Source organism: Streptomyces xinghaiensis S187 (assembly GCF_000220705.2).
GTDB lineage: Bacteria > Actinomycetota > Actinomycetes > Streptomycetales > Streptomycetaceae > Streptomyces > Streptomyces xinghaiensis.
The window spans coordinates 1073434-1089739 of the sequence record NZ_CP023202.1; the positions used below are offsets into that span (position 1 = coordinate 1073434).

13 protein-coding genes and 1 tRNA gene are annotated in these 16306 nt (G+C 71.5%); 9 read left to right on the plus strand and 5 right to left on the minus strand.

The window, feature by feature from the left end:
- Positions 1-11: 11 nt before the first annotated feature.
- Entirely contained in the window at positions 12-740 is a 729-nt protein-coding gene (locus SXIN_RS31945) for a GOLPH3/VPS74 family protein (protein ID WP_095756621.1), read from the minus strand.
- 421 nt (positions 741-1161) lie between these two features.
- On the opposite strand from SXIN_RS31945, the gene SXIN_RS04615 reads away from it, so the two are divergent.
- The 3 genes from SXIN_RS04615 (at position 1162) to SXIN_RS31715 (ending at position 4442) form a co-directional block, all read left to right on the plus strand.
- On the plus strand, positions 1162-2778 hold the full coding sequence (locus SXIN_RS04615; protein ID WP_019710792.1) for an ABC-F family ATP-binding cassette domain-containing protein: 1617 nt from the start codon (positions 1162-1164) through the stop codon (positions 2776-2778).
- A 213-nt stretch (positions 2779-2991) separates the two neighbouring features.
- Positions 2992-3963 carry an acyl-ACP desaturase gene (locus SXIN_RS04620; protein WP_019710793.1) on the plus strand — a complete coding sequence of 324 codons (972 nt, stop codon included), beginning with the start codon at positions 2992-2994 and terminating at the stop codon, positions 3961-3963.
- A gap of 290 nt (positions 3964-4253) precedes the next feature.
- Entirely contained in the window at positions 4254-4442 is a 189-nt protein-coding gene (locus tag SXIN_RS31715; RefSeq protein WP_019710794.1) for a helix-turn-helix domain-containing protein, read from the plus strand.
- A gap of 75 nt (positions 4443-4517) precedes the next feature.
- Here SXIN_RS31715 and SXIN_RS04630 read toward each other — a convergent pair whose 3' ends face one another.
- Both SXIN_RS04630 and SXIN_RS04635 read right to left on the minus strand, forming a co-directional pair.
- Positions 4518-5057, minus strand: coding sequence for an N-acetyltransferase (locus SXIN_RS04630; protein WP_019710795.1), 540 nt, complete (start codon positions 5055-5057; stop codon positions 4518-4520).
- Entirely contained in the window at positions 5054-6337 is a 1284-nt protein-coding gene (locus tag SXIN_RS04635) for an NsdA family TPR-like regulatory protein (RefSeq protein ID WP_095756622.1), read from the minus strand. The genes SXIN_RS04630 and SXIN_RS04635 overlap by 4 nt, the downstream gene beginning before the upstream one ends.
- 241 nt (positions 6338-6578) lie before the next feature.
- Here SXIN_RS04635 and SXIN_RS04640 point away from each other — a divergent pair, with 241 nt between their 5' ends.
- The 6 genes from SXIN_RS04640 (at position 6579) to SXIN_RS04670 (ending at position 15579) form a co-directional block, all read left to right on the plus strand.
- The gene (locus SXIN_RS04640) at positions 6579-7025 is read left to right on the plus strand and encodes an ATP-binding protein (RefSeq protein ID WP_019710797.1); all 447 of its coding nucleotides are present in this window, start codon (positions 6579-6581) and stop codon (positions 7023-7025) included.
- A gap of 605 nt (positions 7026-7630) precedes the next feature.
- A complete protein-coding gene (locus SXIN_RS04650) occupies positions 7631-7810 on the plus strand; it encodes an FxLD family lanthipeptide (protein WP_016825826.1) in 180 nt (59 codons plus the stop codon).
- Between the two features lie 217 nt (positions 7811-8027).
- Positions 8028-10982 carry a lantibiotic dehydratase gene (locus SXIN_RS04655; RefSeq protein ID WP_019710799.1) on the plus strand — a complete coding sequence of 985 codons (2955 nt, stop codon included), beginning with the start codon at positions 8028-8030 and terminating at the stop codon, positions 10980-10982.
- Positions 10979-12253 (plus strand): lanthionine synthetase C family protein, encoded by a 1275-nt coding sequence (locus SXIN_RS04660; RefSeq protein WP_019710800.1) that lies wholly within the window; start codon positions 10979-10981, stop codon positions 12251-12253. The genes SXIN_RS04655 and SXIN_RS04660 overlap by 4 nt, the downstream gene beginning before the upstream one ends.
- A 21-nt stretch (positions 12254-12274) precedes the next feature.
- The gene (fxlM, locus tag SXIN_RS04665) at positions 12275-14356 is read left to right on the plus strand and encodes a methyltransferase, FxLD system (RefSeq protein WP_019710801.1); all 2082 of its coding nucleotides are present in this window, start codon (positions 12275-12277) and stop codon (positions 14354-14356) included.
- Between the two features lie 89 nt (positions 14357-14445).
- Positions 14446-15579, plus strand: a complete 1134-nt coding sequence (locus SXIN_RS04670; RefSeq protein ID WP_019710802.1) for a hypothetical protein — start codon at positions 14446-14448, stop codon at positions 15577-15579.
- 113 nt (positions 15580-15692) lie between these two features.
- Here SXIN_RS04670 and SXIN_RS04675 read toward each other — a convergent pair.
- Both SXIN_RS04675 and SXIN_RS04680 read right to left on the minus strand, forming a co-directional pair.
- Positions 15693-15766, minus strand: a tRNA-Met gene (locus tag SXIN_RS04675).
- Between the two features lie 95 nt (positions 15767-15861).
- Entirely contained in the window at positions 15862-16134 is a 273-nt protein-coding gene (locus tag SXIN_RS04680; RefSeq protein ID WP_019710803.1) for a WhiB family transcriptional regulator, read from the minus strand.
- Positions 16135-16306 lie beyond the last annotated feature (172 nt).

Consider the following 16306-nt stretch of genomic DNA (forward strand, 5'->3'; position numbering starts at 1 on the left):
GGAGCGGCCGGTCAGCCGCCGGCCGCGGACGCCGCCGCGGACCCCTCCGGGGCGGCGACGGCCGCGGCGAGCCCGGCCCGCACCTCCGCGACCGCCCGCACGGGCGCCACCGCGGCCGGCCCTCCGGCCGGACCGCACTGGCCCGCGCGCCGCGCCAGTTCGCCGAGCCGCCGCCCGCGGGCGGTCCGCTCCTGCGCGGAGACCACCCCCGTCAGCCCGGCCGCCGCGGCCAGGACGGCCAGCGCCGCGTCCTCGGGCGCCACCCGCGCCACCGGCTCCCGCCCGTGCAGCGCGCGCCGCGCGTCCGCCCGGAGAGCCCACGCCGCCTCCCCGTCCACCAGGGCGTAGTCCCGGGGCGGCAGCAGACCCAGCCACCGCCGGGACACCACGCGCAGGGCGCCCTCCCCGGCGAGCCCGGCCTGTACGGCGTCCAGGGTGGTGCCGGCGTGCCGGGTCACCCAGTCCCGCCAGCCGTGCGGCGGGGACTCGGTGATCAGCTCCAGCAGGTCGTCGAGTGCCGGATCGTCCGTCCGGGCGTCGAGGTCCGGTGTGACGACTCCGCCGTCGTCGGTGAGCAGCCCCCGCCGGGCGAGTTCGGTCAGCGCCCCGGCCCGCACCAGGGGCGGCAGCCGGTCCGCGCCGTCCGCACCGCCGGTCCCGGGGCGGACGCTCTCCGGGGCCCGGGCGAGCAGGCAGAGCCGGGCGGCGAGGGAGCGGGGCGAACGGGAACCGGGGGTCACATGGGCCTCCTGCGGATCGGGCGGCCGGTGCGGCCGGTGGCGGTGGCGAGCGCCGCGGAGGGCCGGCGACGGTGCCCCGGGCCGGTCGGCGGGGTCCCGCGGACCCCTTGCGGGCCGGCCCCGGCCGCACGGGCGGCAATTCCGTTGCCGCCGCCCGGCCGTCTCCGTACCGTGGTCACCGGCCCTGTTGTCGGCGGACGGAGAAGGCGTTGCTCGTCTGAGGTCATGGGACACCGTGTGCCACGCCCCGGCCGGAAGGCCGGACCGGCGTGGGCCGTTGTGCGACCTCGGCACCGAGCCGCCCGCCCCGACCGGGGCTTCTTCTCTGGTTGTTCTCTGGTGCCCCTCTTCCGCCACGGCATTCCCGGTGTCTCCTCCGCTGCCCCGTACCCCGTGCACCCCGGCGACCAGGAGGCCCCGTATGGCACCGTCCGCTCTCTCCGTCAGCTGCTCCGACCTCTCCTTCACCTGGCCGGACGGCACCACCGTCCTGGACGGCCTCGATCTCGCCGTGGGACCGGGCCGCACCGGCATCGTCGGGCTCAACGGCTCCGGCAAGTCCACCCTGCTCCGCCTGATCGCCGGTGAGCTGCGGCCGTCCGGCGGCACGGTGCGGGTCACCGGCGAGACCGGCTACCTGCCGCAGAACCTCACCCTGGACACCGCGCTCCGCGCCGACGTGGCGCTCGGCATCGCCGCCCCCCGGGCCGCCCTGCGCGCCATCGAGGCCGGCGACCCGAGCGAGGAGCACTTCACCGCCGTCGGGGACGACTGGGACATCGAGGAACGGGCCCTGGCCACCCTGGACCAGCTCGGCCTGGGCCACATCGGTCTCGACCGCACCGTCGGCGAGCTCTCCGGCGGCGAGTCGGTGCTGCTGCGGCTGGCGGCCCTGCTGCTGCGGAGGCCCGGCGTCCTGCTGCTCGACGAGCCGACCAACAACCTGGACCTGCGCGCCCGGCGCCGGCTGTACGAGGCGGTGTCCTCCTGGCGGGGCGTGCTGATCGCCGTCAGCCACGACCGCGAACTGCTGGAGCTGGTCGACCGGATCGGCGATCTGCGCGAGGGCGGGGTGCACTGGTACGGCGGCGGCTTCTCCGCCTACCAGGAGGCGCTGACGGCCGAGCAGGAGGCCGCCCGGCGCTCCCTGCGCGCCGCGGAGGCCGATGTGCGGCGGCAGAAGCGGGAGCTGGCCGAGGCCCGGGAGAAGCTGGCCCGCCGGGTCCGCTACGGCAGGAAGATGTACGAGAACAAGCGCGAGCCCAAGATCGTGATGAACGCCCGCAAGCGCGCACAGCAGGTCTCCGCCGCCAAGCACCGCGGCACCCACACCGCGCGGCTGGAGGACGCGCGCGAACGGCTGGACGAGGCCGCGGACGCCGTGCGCGACGACGCCGAGATCCGCGTCGACCTGCCGCACACCGCCGTCCCGCCGGGCCGCACCGTGCTCACCGTGCGGGAGGCGGAACTCCGGTACGGCGCGCGGGTACCGGAGTTCACCGTGCGCGGCCCCGAGCGGATCGCGCTGACCGGCAGGAACGGTGCGGGCAAGACCACCCTGCTGCGGACCATCGCGGGCGAACTGGAGCCGGTGCGCGGCGAGGTGCGGACCGAGGTGCCGTCGAGGTTCCTGTCCCAGCGGCTGGATCTCCTCGACGACGGGCTGAGCGTCGCGGAGAACGTGGCCCGGCACGCCCCCTCGGCCACCGGCAACCGGATCCGGGCCCGGCTCGCCCGCTTCCTCTTCCGCGGTGCCCGCGCCGACCAGCCGGCGGGCACCCTCTCGGGCGGCGAGCGCTTCCGCGCCACCCTGGCGGCGCTGATGCTGGCCGAGCCCGCGCCGCAGCTCCTGATGCTGGACGAGCCGACCAACAACCTCGACCTGTCCGGCGTCGAACAGCTCACGGCGGCACTGGAGTCGTACGAGGGCGCCCTGATCGTGGCCGCCCACGACCTGCCGTTCCTGCGGAGCCTGGGCATCACCCGCTGGCTCCATCTGGACGGCGACCTGACGGAGGCGGCCCCGGAGGACGTCTGAGAGGTCTGGTGAGAGGTCTGAGAGGGGAGAGGGGGTGCGGACGGCGGCTCCGGACCGGTGCACCGGCCGCAACACCACCGCCGTCACCCGACATTACGGGATCTACCCTCCGATTAGCCGCGCCCCCCTGGTCCCGGGCTTCCCCCAGTGCTTAACCTACGGTTTCGTAACCTACGGAGCCGTAGGTGATCCGCACGTCTCCAGGAGCTCGTTGTGACCCAGACCCCCGCCCCCCTCGCCGGCTCCGAGGGGTGGAGCGACGCCAAGCTGCTGTACGCGCTGGAGGAGGTCGTCGAGGACGAACTCAACCGGCACCTCACGGTCGCCAAGGACTGGATGCCGCACGAATACGTGCCGTGGAGCGACGGCCGCAACTTCGACGGCCCGCTCGGCGGCGAGGCCTGGGCCCCGGAGCAGTCCAAGGTCAGCGACATCGGCCGGATCGCCCTCGTGGTCAATCTGCTCACCGAGGACAACCTCCCCAGCTACCACCACGAGATCGCCACCCTCTTCGGCCGCGACGGCGCCTGGGGTACCTGGGTGCACCGCTGGACCGCCGAGGAGGGCCGGCACGGCATCGTGATGCGCGACTACCTGCTGACCTCCCGGGCCGTGGACCCGGTGCAGCTGGAGGAGTTCCGCATGGCGCACATGTCGGAGGGGTTCGAGTCCGACAACCGGCACAGCATGCTGCACTCCGTCGCCTACGTCGCCTTCCAGGAGCTGGCCACCCGCATCTCGCACCGCAACACCGGCCACCACTCCGGTGACCCGGTCTGCGACCGCATGCTCTCGCGGATCGCCACCGACGAGAACCTGCACATGGTCTTCTACCGCAACCTGCTCGGCAAGGCGTTCGAACTGGCGCCGGACCAGACGATGGAGGCCGTCCGCGACGTCGTCGTCGGCTTCCGGATGCCCGGCCACGGGATGCCCGGGTTCGAGCGGGCCGCCGCGCAGATGGCCATCGGCGGCATCTACAACCTCCGCATCCACCACGACGACGTGCTCCAGCCGGTGCTGCGCTTCCTCAAGGTGCTGGAGATCTCCGGGCTCGGCCCCGAAGGGCTCAAGGCCCAGGAGGAGCTGGGGATGTACATGGGCGGCCTCGACGCGCAGGCCACGAAGTTCGACGAGCGGCGCGAGGCCCTGCTCGCCCGCCGCGCCGCCCGCAAGGCCTCCTGACGCACCACCCGGCCGTCTTCCCGGCTCCGGCTCCGCCCGGAGCCGGGCGGGTCCGGCAACGCGTCGGGCCCGGTGCGCTGTGCGCACCGGGCCCGACGTCTCCGTAGCGGGGACAGTGTGCTCGCTCAGGACATCGGAATGGGGTGTCTCAAGACATCGGCATGACCCAGGGGTCATGGTCTGGCGATGTCGAAGAGACGTCTGGTGATTACTGCTGTCGTCCCGGAGGGCCGCACGCAGGGCGAAGTGGCGCGAGCGTACGGGGTGTCGCAGGGCTGGTCAGCCGCCTGGTGGCCCGCTACCGCGCTGAGGGCGAGGCGGCGTTCGAGCCGCGCTCCAGACGGCCGAAGACCTCACCGACCGCGCCCGAGACCGAGACCGTCGAGCTGATCCTCCGGCTCCGCAAGGGGCTGACCGAGCAGGCTGTCGGCCGCGGGGGCGGGGGCATCGATCACGACGGTCCTGGAGAGTGCCAGTGATGGCGGTCAGGCGCTCGACCGAGACGTCATCGGGTACGCAGGCGCGATACCTCAATGCGTGCCATATGGCGCCTGTCATCGGCTGGCGCGGATCATCACGGTGAGGACTGGTGAGGCCGGTGAAGGCTGGCTCTGTCCGATGTCCTCGTACCCCCACGACTTGTAGAGGGCGTGGACTTTCCCATCTCCGGCGGCCGGGTTGACCATGAGCGTGACGTACGGTTCGTCGCGTGTGGCGAGGAGAGCGTCGTGGATGCGGCGGGCGGTGCCGGTCTTTCGCCAGATCGGTCGGACGCCGATCTCCTTCAGGGCCACGGCTGGGCGCTCGGTGTACTTCTCCGCAGGTGTTGGGCTGGTGCGTTGCCAGTACCGGTCGCCATGCTCGATGGTGTTGCTGTAGGCGTAGCCGACCGAATGTCCGTCCGCGTACGCGAGGACGGCTGTGAATCCCGGCTCGGTGCCGTGCCGGTCCAGGCGTTCGCCGAATGCGGTGACCGCGTAGTTCGGCAGGTGGAGTAGTGGGGCGCGCACGTCGGCGTACACGTCGAGGAGGTCGCCTCGGGCGGTGTCGAGAGTCGTGAACGTGCGCAGTTCGATGGCGGGCGCCGTGGTCATGCGGCCATCCTCCAGGTGGCGGTGTGCTCGGTCCAGGTCTGCACGGTGGAGGTGCCCGGCGCGGTGGCGCGCAGTCCGGCTCCGAACTCCTGCAGCATGCGCGTGACCCGGGCGTGCTGGGTGGCGGCTTCGGAGGGGACCTTCATCGCGGTGGCCGTGGCGGCATCGGGGGCGCCCTGCGCGAGCTGGGCGTGCGCGAGCCGGGTCGTGGTGATGGCCCGGGACCGGACCATGTGGGACCGCAGGGCGGACAGGCAGCGGTGGGCGTGGTACTCGGCGGTCGAGTAGTCGCCGAGCGCCAGGTGCGCAGAGAGGGCCAGGGAGTCCAGTTCGGCCTGGTCGTAGAAGGCGAGCATCCACACCGGCCGGTAGTCGGCGGGGTCGGCGCGCAGCATGGCGTCCTGCGCCTGATCGAACGCCCGGCGGGTGCCGGTGCGGTCCTGCGCCGTGCCTTGGATGGCGCCCTGGCGGGCCAGGCCGAGGGAGGCGAACATGGGGTCTCGGCGAGTGAGGTGCAGGTTGCGGGCGACGTCGTTGGCGGCGGACGCGTCGGCGGGCCGACCCAGGTGCCGGTACATGGTGCCCGCGTGGCTCCAGATGCGGAACTTGATGGCCTGGTCGCCGGACATCTCGGCGAGGGCCTGGGCCTCGCGCATGTGAGCCTTGGCCACGTCGTAGCGCCGACCGTCGATGGCGGCCCACATCGCGGAGGAGCGGAAGGCGGCTGCGGAGGCGTAGAGGTTGCTGCGTACGCGCTGGGTGGCGCTGCCGGCGTTCTGGAGATTGAGCGCCTCGTCGGCGAGGGAGGAGGCCCGCTGCTCGATACCGAGTTGTCCGCCGTGGCAGTGGTCGCTGGCGATGATCTCTGCGAAGCGCTTGTTGAGGCGATTGACGTCGCTCATGCCGATGCGGCGCGGCGATGCGGTGCCGGGTGCGGCTGCTGCTGCGGCAGCCGCCGCGATGCTGCCGACGAGGGTACGGCGCTTCATATCGGGGTCCTCCTGCTGCGGTGGGGCGGGGGTGGACGAAGGCCGGCCCCGTGGCACGAACCCTAAAGCGACGGCGGGCAGGCCGCTGACGTCCTCAAGTGCCTTACGGGAGGCTGACTTTGGCCACGCGACCCGGCCCGCTTTCCATGCTCGGACCGATGAGCCGTCGAGTCCTCCGGGGCGCCCGGTCAACCGCTCAATGGCCCTGTTCACGGCCTCGGCGAGGCTGTTGGAGCTGTAGCCGTGTTCGGTCATCCACGCCTCAAAAACGGTATTGCGGGTGGTGTCCATGCGGGCACGGTAGTCCGCGCGATCCCCGCCCGCCAGGTAAAGCAGAGGTCAAAACGCCCTAGGTCGGTCCGTCGGCTGAACCTCTGAACGTCCTAACCAACCAGCTGGGCAAGGGAGTTGTATGGGCACCGGTCGCCCTCTACGCCGCACCGTGCGGGTGGCTGTTGACGGCCCGGCCGGCCCCTGAGGTTCCCCCGCGGGGGTGGGCCGGGCGCCGACACGACACGAAGGCTCCACCCCAATGACGAGTCTGAGAACACCAGTTGAGGCCCTCTCCGTCGGCCACCCCACGTACACCCAGACCTTCCCGTGCGAGGCGACCACGGCCGAGATCGGCCGCGAACTCGTCCGAGACCTCCTCAGTGTGTGGCATCTCGACGGCCTCGCCGACCGTGCCGCGCTGATCGTCACGGAGCTGATCGCGAACGCCTCCAGGCACACTCCGTGTCCCGAGGTCCGCCTCACGGTTGGGCGGCCGGACGCGACACGACTGCGTATCGGGATCGTCGACCGGGAAGCATCGCGTCTGCCCATACTCAGCCAGGCGGCTGACGACGACGAGTCGGGCCGCGGACTGCTCCTCGTTGATGCTGTCGCTGACCGGTGGGGCTACGACCTGCACGGCTCGGGCAGACGCCCCTGGGGCAAAGAGGTCTGGGCGGAACTTCGCACCGAGGGCGGCAAGTGAGCATCCCGGCCACGGCACCCTCGCCCCTTCCGGATCTCGCCCGACTCCGACCCCGCCAGCAGATGGCCATGGACTGTGCCCTCTACGCCCGGCCGCTGGGAGCGAGCGGTCGACGGCTGGGCGAGATACGCCACCGGGGCCTGCCGTTCCAGCTCTGGGCCTGCGCTCCCAACTGCCAGGCCGCCAGATCGACTATCCCGACCAGCTGAGAAAGGGGACGTCCTTCCATGGAGCGGCCGTGGATCACCGGTGATTGCTGGCTCGGCTGCGGGCGTACGGGAGTCCTGGTGATCTGGCTCGGGCCGGTGCAGTGGGACGGGCACCACGCCCCCTTCTACTCGTGCGAGCCGTGCCTCGATCGCCTCAAGGCCCAGGCGCTTGCCTACTTCATGGAGCGACGACCGGCATCCGCTTGATCGGACTTCCGGCACATGACTTCCCGGCGTGAGGCAGACACCCCGCGAGGACTTCCTACGCGGAGCACGTCCCCTCGTGGCGGGCGGCTAGGAGCCGTCCGGGGAGCAGCCATCTGGCAACGCTCCCGTGATGGCACCTGGTGGGCGCTCCAGCCCAGTAACACCACAACGATCACAAGGAGTTGAAGCATGACGCGCAGCACCGTAGTTCCCAGCCGCACCGAAGTACGCCCACAGATCCCCGGGGCGTCGGACGGCTTCGACCTAGACGTCTCCCTCGTCGAGATCGCCGACCCGGCCGGCCTGGTCAACCTGACCGACGACAACTGCGGGTCCACCTGCGGCGCCTGCACCACCAACGTCGCCTGACCCGGTCCCGAGATCACCCCGGTCTGGTGCCGCCGCGATTCCACGCGGCGGCACCAGCCGCCCGGCCCTTCACGTACGGAGGTACTCGGTGGTTGCTCCGCCCGCAGCGTTCCGCACCGGTCCCACTGCTCTCGTCCGCGCCGTGGCATGGCCCTCGCTGCCGTTTCCTCCATGCCCTGACCTTGATGACCGCTCGCCCGGTGGTTCGTCTGCCCGTGTGGCGTGGCTACGCGCGGTTTGGGCGGACCAGGACGTCGCCGAGGCACTCCAGCACTCCAGCCCGGTCCTGGCCGCGCAGGTACGAGCCCTGTGCACAGCCGAGCACCCCGCCCTCCGGGATGTGCAGCGCGCGGCGCTGTCCGTGGCCCGCTACCTGCTGCGGGCCCAGCGCCGGGCGACACCCTTCGGCCTGTTCGCCGGCGTGGCCACCGCGGAGTTCGGCCCGCACGCGAGGGCCGACTGGGGTGAGGAGCACGTGGCCGTCGGCCGCGCGGGGGCAGAGTGGCTGGCGGCCCTGGTCGCACGGTTGGAGTCATGCCCGGACCTCCTCGAACGGCTGCCCGTCGTCATCAACAACACCGTGACGTACCGGGGAGACCGGCTCATCGTGCCGTTCCAGCCCGACGTCCAGGACGACCGGACGCGCGCGGTCGAGGCTTCTCTGGCTTTGACCGGACCGGTGCGCGCGGTCCTTGCCGCGACCCGACTGCCGATCCGGTTCGGCACCCTCGTGGACAAGCTCCAGGCGGAGTTCCCCGAGGCAGGTCCCGAGAAGGCGGGGCAATTGCTGACGGAGCTGATCCGGCGGCGGGTGCTGATCACGGGCCTGCACGCTCCGAGCACCGAGGTCGACGCCCTCGGGTATCTGCTCGGCCAACTCGACGCGATCGACGCCGGACGCCTCGCCCCGGTCGCGGAGACCGTACGCGAACTCCACGCGGTCCGGGCGGGCCTGGAGGAGTGCACCACGCGCGGCGGCCGGGACAGCGCAGCGGCGCGGATGCGAGACCTCGTCCCCGGCCTGCGTCGTCACCCCATCGCGCTCGACCTCCGCCTGGACGCGCGGATCGTTCTGCCGGAAGCGGTCGCCCGAGAGATCGAGCGCGCCGCTCTCATCCTGACCCGCTTGAGCATCCGCCCGTACGGGACCGCCGCCTGGAACGAGTACCACCAGCGGTTCTACGAGCGGTACGGCATCGGCACGATGGTGCCGCTCGCGGAGACCGTGGCGGACAGCGGCACCGGCTATCCCGACGGTTACCCAGGCGCTCCGGCCGACGCACGCAGGCCCCGCGTCTCCGCTCGGGATGACGCCCTCGTACGGCTGGCTCAGGCCGCCGTGCTCGACGGCCGCGACGAAGTGATCCTCACGGACGAACAGATTGAGGCCCTGGACGTGGGTCCCGACGAGCCGCGGCTGCCGCCGCACTTGGAGATCGTGGTGCGGGTGCACGCGGCCAGCCTGGAGGAGTTGCAGCGCGGGCGGTTCCGGCTTGAGGTCGTGAGCGTGTCCCGTGGCGCCGGCGTCTCCACGGGCCGATTCCTCAGCGCGCTGGCCCCCGCCGACCGCGAGGCCCTGGTCACAGAGCTTGCCGACCTCCCGGCCGCAGACGGCAACACCATGCCCGCGCAGCTCTCTTTCCCGCCCCTGCTCTCCGAGAGCGCCCACGTCACCCGCTCCCCACAGGTTCTACCCACCGTGATCAGCCTTCAGGAGCACCGCGCCCCGCAGGACACCATCCTCACCCCGAAGGACTTGGCTGTGGGGTGCGACGGCCGCCGCATGTACCTCGCCGTCCCCGAGCGAGGCCACCGCGTCGAGGCCGTCGGGATGCACTCGCTGAACCTGCGCACCCACACTCCGCCACTGGTGCGGTTCCTCACCGAACTGTCCCGCGCCCAGTGCGCGCAGGTCACCATCTTCGACTGGGGCGCCGCAACGGCGATGCCGTTCCTTCCACGTCTGCGGTACGGCCGCATCGTGATGGCCCCGGCACGCTGGCGGCTGGAAGCGTCCGAACTGCCCGGCCATGCCCGCCCTCGGGCCGAGTGGGACGCCGCGCTCAGCGACTGGCGTGCCCGGCGGAGGCGGCCGCGCCGCGTTTACCTCGTAGAGGACGACCGGCGCCTCTTCCTCGACCTCGACGAGGCCGGCCACCGTGCGCTCCTGCGCAGACACCTCGACCGGACGCGCCTGGCCGTACTCGTCGAGGCCCCGGAACCAGAGGCGTACGGCTGGTGCGGCGGGCGAGCCCACGAGGTCGTGGTGCCACTCAAAGCAACCAGGCCGTCGACATGGCCGCCACTGCCAGCTCCCGGCCGGGCCCGTGCCCTGTCTGCGGCCCAGATGCAGACGCCTGCCTCTTCGTCGGTTCTTCTGGCTGCCCTCTACGGTGACCCCCGCCGCCAAGACGTCTTGCTCTTCCGGCACCTGCCCGGCCTCCTCGAACAGCTCGGCAACCCGCCGTGGTGGTTCATCCGCTTCCGCGACCCGGACCAACACCTCCGCGTACGCATCGCCCTCCCCGACCCGGAAGCCTTCGCCGACACGGCCCGAACGGTGAGCGCCTGGGCCGACGAGCTGCGAAGCATCGGACTGATGGCCGACCTGCGTTATCCCACCTCCTACCGCGAGATGGGCCGCTGGGGCTCCGGCACCGCATGGGAGGCGGCCGAGGAGGTGTTCCGGGCGGACTCGCGCGCCGTCCTGGCCCAGCTCGCGCAGCCACAGCGCCCCGGACTGCGCACGCTGGTTGCGGCCCACACGGTCGCCATCGCCTCTGCGTTCCTCGGCAGCACCGCAGCCGGTATGCGGTGGCTGATCGACCACATTCCGCCGACAGCCCCCAAACCGGTTCCACGCCCGCAGTTCACCGAGGCCGTACGGCTCGCCGACCCGAGCGACGACTGGTCAGCCCTGCGTAGCGTCCCGGGCGGAGACGCCATCGTGTCCGGATGGGCCGACCGGGAAGCGGCACTCGCCGCGTACCGGCCGCACCTGCCCGGCCCGGACACCCAGGGCATCGCCGTCGACGACGTCCTGACCTCCCTGCTGCACGTTCACTTCGTGCGCCACGTCGCCGTGAACTTCCCGGAGGAAGAGGTGTGCCTCTACCTCGCGCGTGCCGCCGCCCTGGCCTGGACCGCCCGCACCAGGGGGAGGGCTTCGTGACCGCCTACCCCGCGCTCGGCCTGGTCGACGCCATCGCCGCTCAGCTCGCCGACCCCGACACCGTGCCCCTCGGCTCCAGGACTCTGTCCTCGGACCGGCAGCACCTCGCCTACGGCCCGCCCGGAATCGCGCTCCTGCACGTCGAGCTGGCCGCGAACGGCCTCGGCCCGTGGCACCGCGCCCACTACTGGCTCACCGCCGCCTCCCGGCAGCCGCTCACCAGCGGCTCGGACAGCCACCCGTTCTACGGAGTGCCCGCCTTCGCCCACGCCCTGAGCTGTGCCGCCGACCACCTTCCCGGCTCCTACCAGCGCGCCCTCGACGCGATGGACGGACAGATCGCAGTCGACGTCGGACGCCGTCTCGACGCCGCGCACCGCCGCATCGACGCCGGACGCCTGCCGCAGCTCGCCGAGTTCGACGTCATCCGGGGCCTCACTGGATACGGCGCCTATCTACTGCGCCGAAACCCCGGCAGCTCCACGATGCGCGCCGTTCTCGACTACTGCGTGCGGCTCACCGAACCGATCACCCACCACGGCGAGACCCTGCCGGGCTGGTGGGCGGAGACCGGGCCCTCGGGCAGTCCGGACGACCGATTCCCTGGCGGGCACGCCAACACCGGTATGGCGCACGGCATCGGCGGCGTGCTCGCCCTCCTGGCCCTCGCCGCTCGGAACGGCTCCGTCATCGATGGCCACCATGCAGCATTGCGCACCATCCTGGCCTGGCTGGACCGTTGGAAGGAGAAGGCCGACGGCGGGCCGGTCTGGCCGTACTGGGTCACTCAGGGCGAGCTGCGCAGGGGGGGTCTCGTCCCCTCCGCGCCCCGGCGGCCCTCCTGGTGCTACGGCACCGCCGGCCTCGCCCGCGCCCAGCAACTTGCCGCGCTCGCCCTCGGCGATACCAGCCGCCAGATCGACGCGGAGAACGCGCTCGTGGCCGCCCTCACCGACCTCGAACAGCTGAAGACCACGACGGACAACGGCCTCTGCCACGGGTTCGCCGGCCTCGCCCACACTGCCACGCGTACGGCCGACGATGCCCACCCCTCGACCGCGGGAAGACTCCGCGCCGCGATCCCGGCCCTCCTGGCTGCGGTCACCCCTCCGGGCACCGACCCCGAACTCATGGCCACGGCGCTCATCCAGGACGAGAAAGACGGACCCGGCCTGCTCGACGGCGCCGCCGGCACAGCCCTGGCCCTCCTCGCGCCCAGCACCGCAGCACCACCCCAGTCCGCCTGGGACGCATGCCTCCTCATCTCTTGATCCACCGACCGAAGGACCGCTATGCCTCCCGACCGCTGGCAGCAGCACAACATCACCTTCTTCGACCGCGAGAGTGCCCGGCGCACCATCGCCGAACGCGTCGGCCCCGCCCTGATCCAGGCCGAGACCGACGGGCAGCTCACCAGCTGGTGGTTCATGAACAAGCAGCCCTGGCCGTTGCGTTACCTCGCCGGCAAGCCCTCACCAGCAATTGAGTCGCTCCTGAGCGATCTCATCGGCGACGGCGTGGCCGTGTCGTGTCTGCCCGGCATCTACGAGCCCGAGACCGACACGTTCGGCGGACCCGAGGCCATGGATGCAGCCCACGAACTGTTCCACAGCGACTCCCGTCACCTGCTCACCTACCAGCCGAACCCGATGCACTTGGGACGTCGGGAGAGCGCCGTCCTGCTGGCGAGCGTCATGATGCGCGGTGCTGGACTCGACTGGTTCGAACAGGGTGACGTATGGGCGAAGGTCGCAGCTCTTCGACCGGCCACCGCTCCACAACCACCCGAACGAGCCGCCGAACTGACTCCGGCCATGCGGAAGCTCATGACCGCTGACGCCTACAGCGTCTGCCGCCTGGGCGGCCCACTCCACGCTCACCAGGAATGGGTGACCGCCTTCGAACAGGCCGGCGCCACGCTCGCCGAACTCGCAGGCTGCGGCGCCCTCACCCGTGGCCTGCGTGCCGTCATTGCCCACCACGTGATCTTCCACGCCAACCGCGCCGGTCTCCTCCGGGACGACCAGAGCGCCCTGTCCCACATCGCACGAGAGGTAGTCATGGGAACGAGTGACCACACCGAGTCGCCCACCGAGGCAACGGCCGACATCGATAGCGTCGGCGCGGTGAACACCGACACGATCACCACCCCTACAGCGGGCGCCGAGCGCCTCCGCAACGCCCTGGTCGAACAGCTCCGCGCGGACGGGCACGCCCGCACGCCCGCCGTCGAAGCCGCGTTGCGGACCGTGCCCCGCCACGTGTTCGTGCCCGAGGCGTCCCTCGAAGACGCCTACGCCAACGCACCGGTGCACATCAAGTACGACACCGACGGCACGTCCATCTCCTGCGCCTCCCAACCGGGCGTCGTCGCCCTCATGCTGGACCAGCTGGACGCCCAGCCCGGCGAGCGCATCCTCGAACTCGGTGCCGGCACCGGCTACAACGCCGGTCTGCTCGCCCACCTGGTCGGCGAGAACGGACACGTGACCACCCTCGACGTTGACGACGACCTCGTGGAGGGTGCCCGCACGCACTTCGCCGCCGCCGGGATCACCAACGTCGAGGCCGTGACCCGCGACGGGGCGCTCGGCTACGCCGAAGGAGCGCCGTACGACCGGATCATCGCCACCGTCGGCGCGCACGGCGTACCGCACGCCTGGCTGCAGCAGCTCGCACCCGGCGGCCGGCTCCTCGTCCCCCAGCGCCTCAAGGGCACCGTCTCCCGCTCCATCGCCTATGAGCAGCGCGACGGCCGATGGGCGTCCCTCGGCAGCGAGATGAACACCTTCATGCCGCTTCGGCGGGGCATCGCTGACGACGACCGCCGAGTGATCCCGCTCAGCACGGACGGCGCCGTACGACTCCAGGCCCCCGCCGGGCTCAGCATCGACGCCGACGCCCTCGCAGGTGTACTTGACCAGCCGCGCACCGAGGAGTGGACCGGCATGACGGTCCGCGCCATGGAGTCGCCGGAGTGGATGGAACTGTTCGTCACCTGCTCCCTGCCCTCCGGTCTGATCCGGATGCTGTTCCCCCAGAGTGCCAAGGGCACTCTGCTCACGGAGGACCCGTACCCCTCGTCGACCGCGGTCGTCGACAAGGGTTCCGTCACCTACCTCGCCCGGCGCGTGAGCAAGGAGAAGACCCCCGAGGGCGGCAAGCTCTGGGAGTTCGGCGTCATCGGCCACGGCCCCGGCAGCGACGAGCTGGCCGCGAAGGTCGCCGACTCCATCCGCACCTGGGATCGCGACTACCGCGACCGCGAGGCCACGTTCAAAATCCAGCCTCTCGACGCCCCCGAGATCGAGCAGCGCCCCGGTCTCTTCGCCCTCGACACCCCGCTGAACCGCATCGTCGTCGACTGGCGATGACGCCCCACGCGTAGCGGACGGCGCCCGTCGGCACACGGCTTGCGGGCACCGTCGCTTCAGCAGTCCTCACTCTCGACCCCGGGGGATCCATGGACCCGCACGGCCCCATAGCCCAGCGCTTCCCGCTCGTCGCACGATTCCGCCCCGCCTGCCTGCCCCTGCCTGCACGCGTAAGGGCACTCGTCGATCTGGCCGACACTGCGGTGGAACAGACCGACCAGGGGCTCGCATCGGCCGTCTACAACCAGGCCGCGCTCATCGCCTCCGACCTCGACCTCCCCGACCTCGCCCGCGAGATGTGCCACCAGCACGCCGCCGCCTACCTCCACGCCTGCCCCCTCCCCGGCATGAGCGCGATCCGAGGACTGGAACCGGTCGTCAACCTGGCCCGCCTCCAGATCCGCGCCGGCCGCGCAGATGAGGGGCGTCAGCGACTGCTCGACCTGCACAAGGCCGTTGAGGCCGGAACAACCGTCCGGTTCGAGGGCATCAACGTACCTGCGGACCTGACTGCGACCGGGGAAGACCGCCAGGAGGTTCGCGCATGGCTGTGGCGTGTCCTCCTCGCAGACGGCACGCGCACCCTCACCACCGAGGGGCGATGGGCCGAGGCGCTGACGCACATCGAAGCCCACCATGGCATCGGAAAGCGGATGCTCGACGGTCGGCAGGTCGCCGTGCTCGCCGCCCTCGCTGCGGGTGACACCGCGTGGGCATCTGACCTCCTTGCCGACACGATGCCCGGCGATCCGTGGGAGCAAGCCGTCACGGCATGCCTGACCGTTCTATGCCGCCGCGACGCCGGGCAGCCGATCGACGGCCATCTGGCGGACGTGGTGACGGCCTACCTCGGACGGAAGACCGAACCTGGGATGACCGTCTTCGATACCCGGCTCGGACTAACGGTCCTCGACGCGATCGGTTCCGCCGAGGCGCTCGCCGCGCACCGCATCGTCGAGGATCTCCACCGCAGGACGACGGACGCCGAAGACGGCTACGCGGCCCGCGAGAACTTGGCCCATCCTCTGTTCACCGAGATCGCCACGGACCGGCAAGTGCAGGACTGTCGCGCGCTGGTGCGCGCCTGCGCCCTCGGCGCTGGAACCCTCCCGGACGAGCTGCGAGGAGAACTGACGGCGGCTCTGCAAGCCAGCGATAGCGTGATCCGGGAAAGCGTCGTGCGTTCCTCCGATCTCGAAGGAACGCAACCCCTGCGGTTCTGACGGTGTCGACCATCGACCCCGCCCGCGACTACCAGCCCCAGCACCCCACCAACACGACGAAACCCCCGAACCCGTAGGTTCGAGGGTTTCCGATGTCTTGAGACATCACACCGTAGCGGGGACAGGATTTGAACCTGCGACCTCTGGGTTATGAGCCCAGCGAGCTACCGAGCTGCTCCACCCCGCGTCGTTGGACCCGACTCTACGCGGTGCGGGCCCCTGGGCAAAATCGGTGACGCGGCCCGCACCGGCCCGGTCCTCCGCCGGTGCGGGCCGCGGTCGTCAGGACGTACCGCTGCCGCCGCTTCTGCGGGACTTGCGCAGCCGGCGCCGCTCCTTCTCGGAGAGACCTCCCCAGACGCCGAACCGCTCGTCGTTCTCCAGGGCGTACTCCAGGCACTCCACCCGTTCCTCACACGCCCGGCAGACCTGCTTGGCCTCCCGGGTGGAGCCGCCGGGGACCGGAAAGAAGAAGTCGGGCCCGGTCTGCGCGCACAGCGCGCGCTCCCGCCAGCCGGAAGCGTGCTCCGCCGGCCCGATGAACTCGATCAACATGCAGGTCATGCTGGTGCGGGCGGATCAACGTTCGCTGAACGAGAGGTCAACGCGCCCGCGCCCGGCTCCTGTTGGCGCGGCGCCCTGCCCGGCTCACCGACCCGCGTGGGAGGTTACCGGCCCGGACACGGCGCTCCGCGCCGGTGCGCCGCCTCGGCGCGTCGGCCCGCGC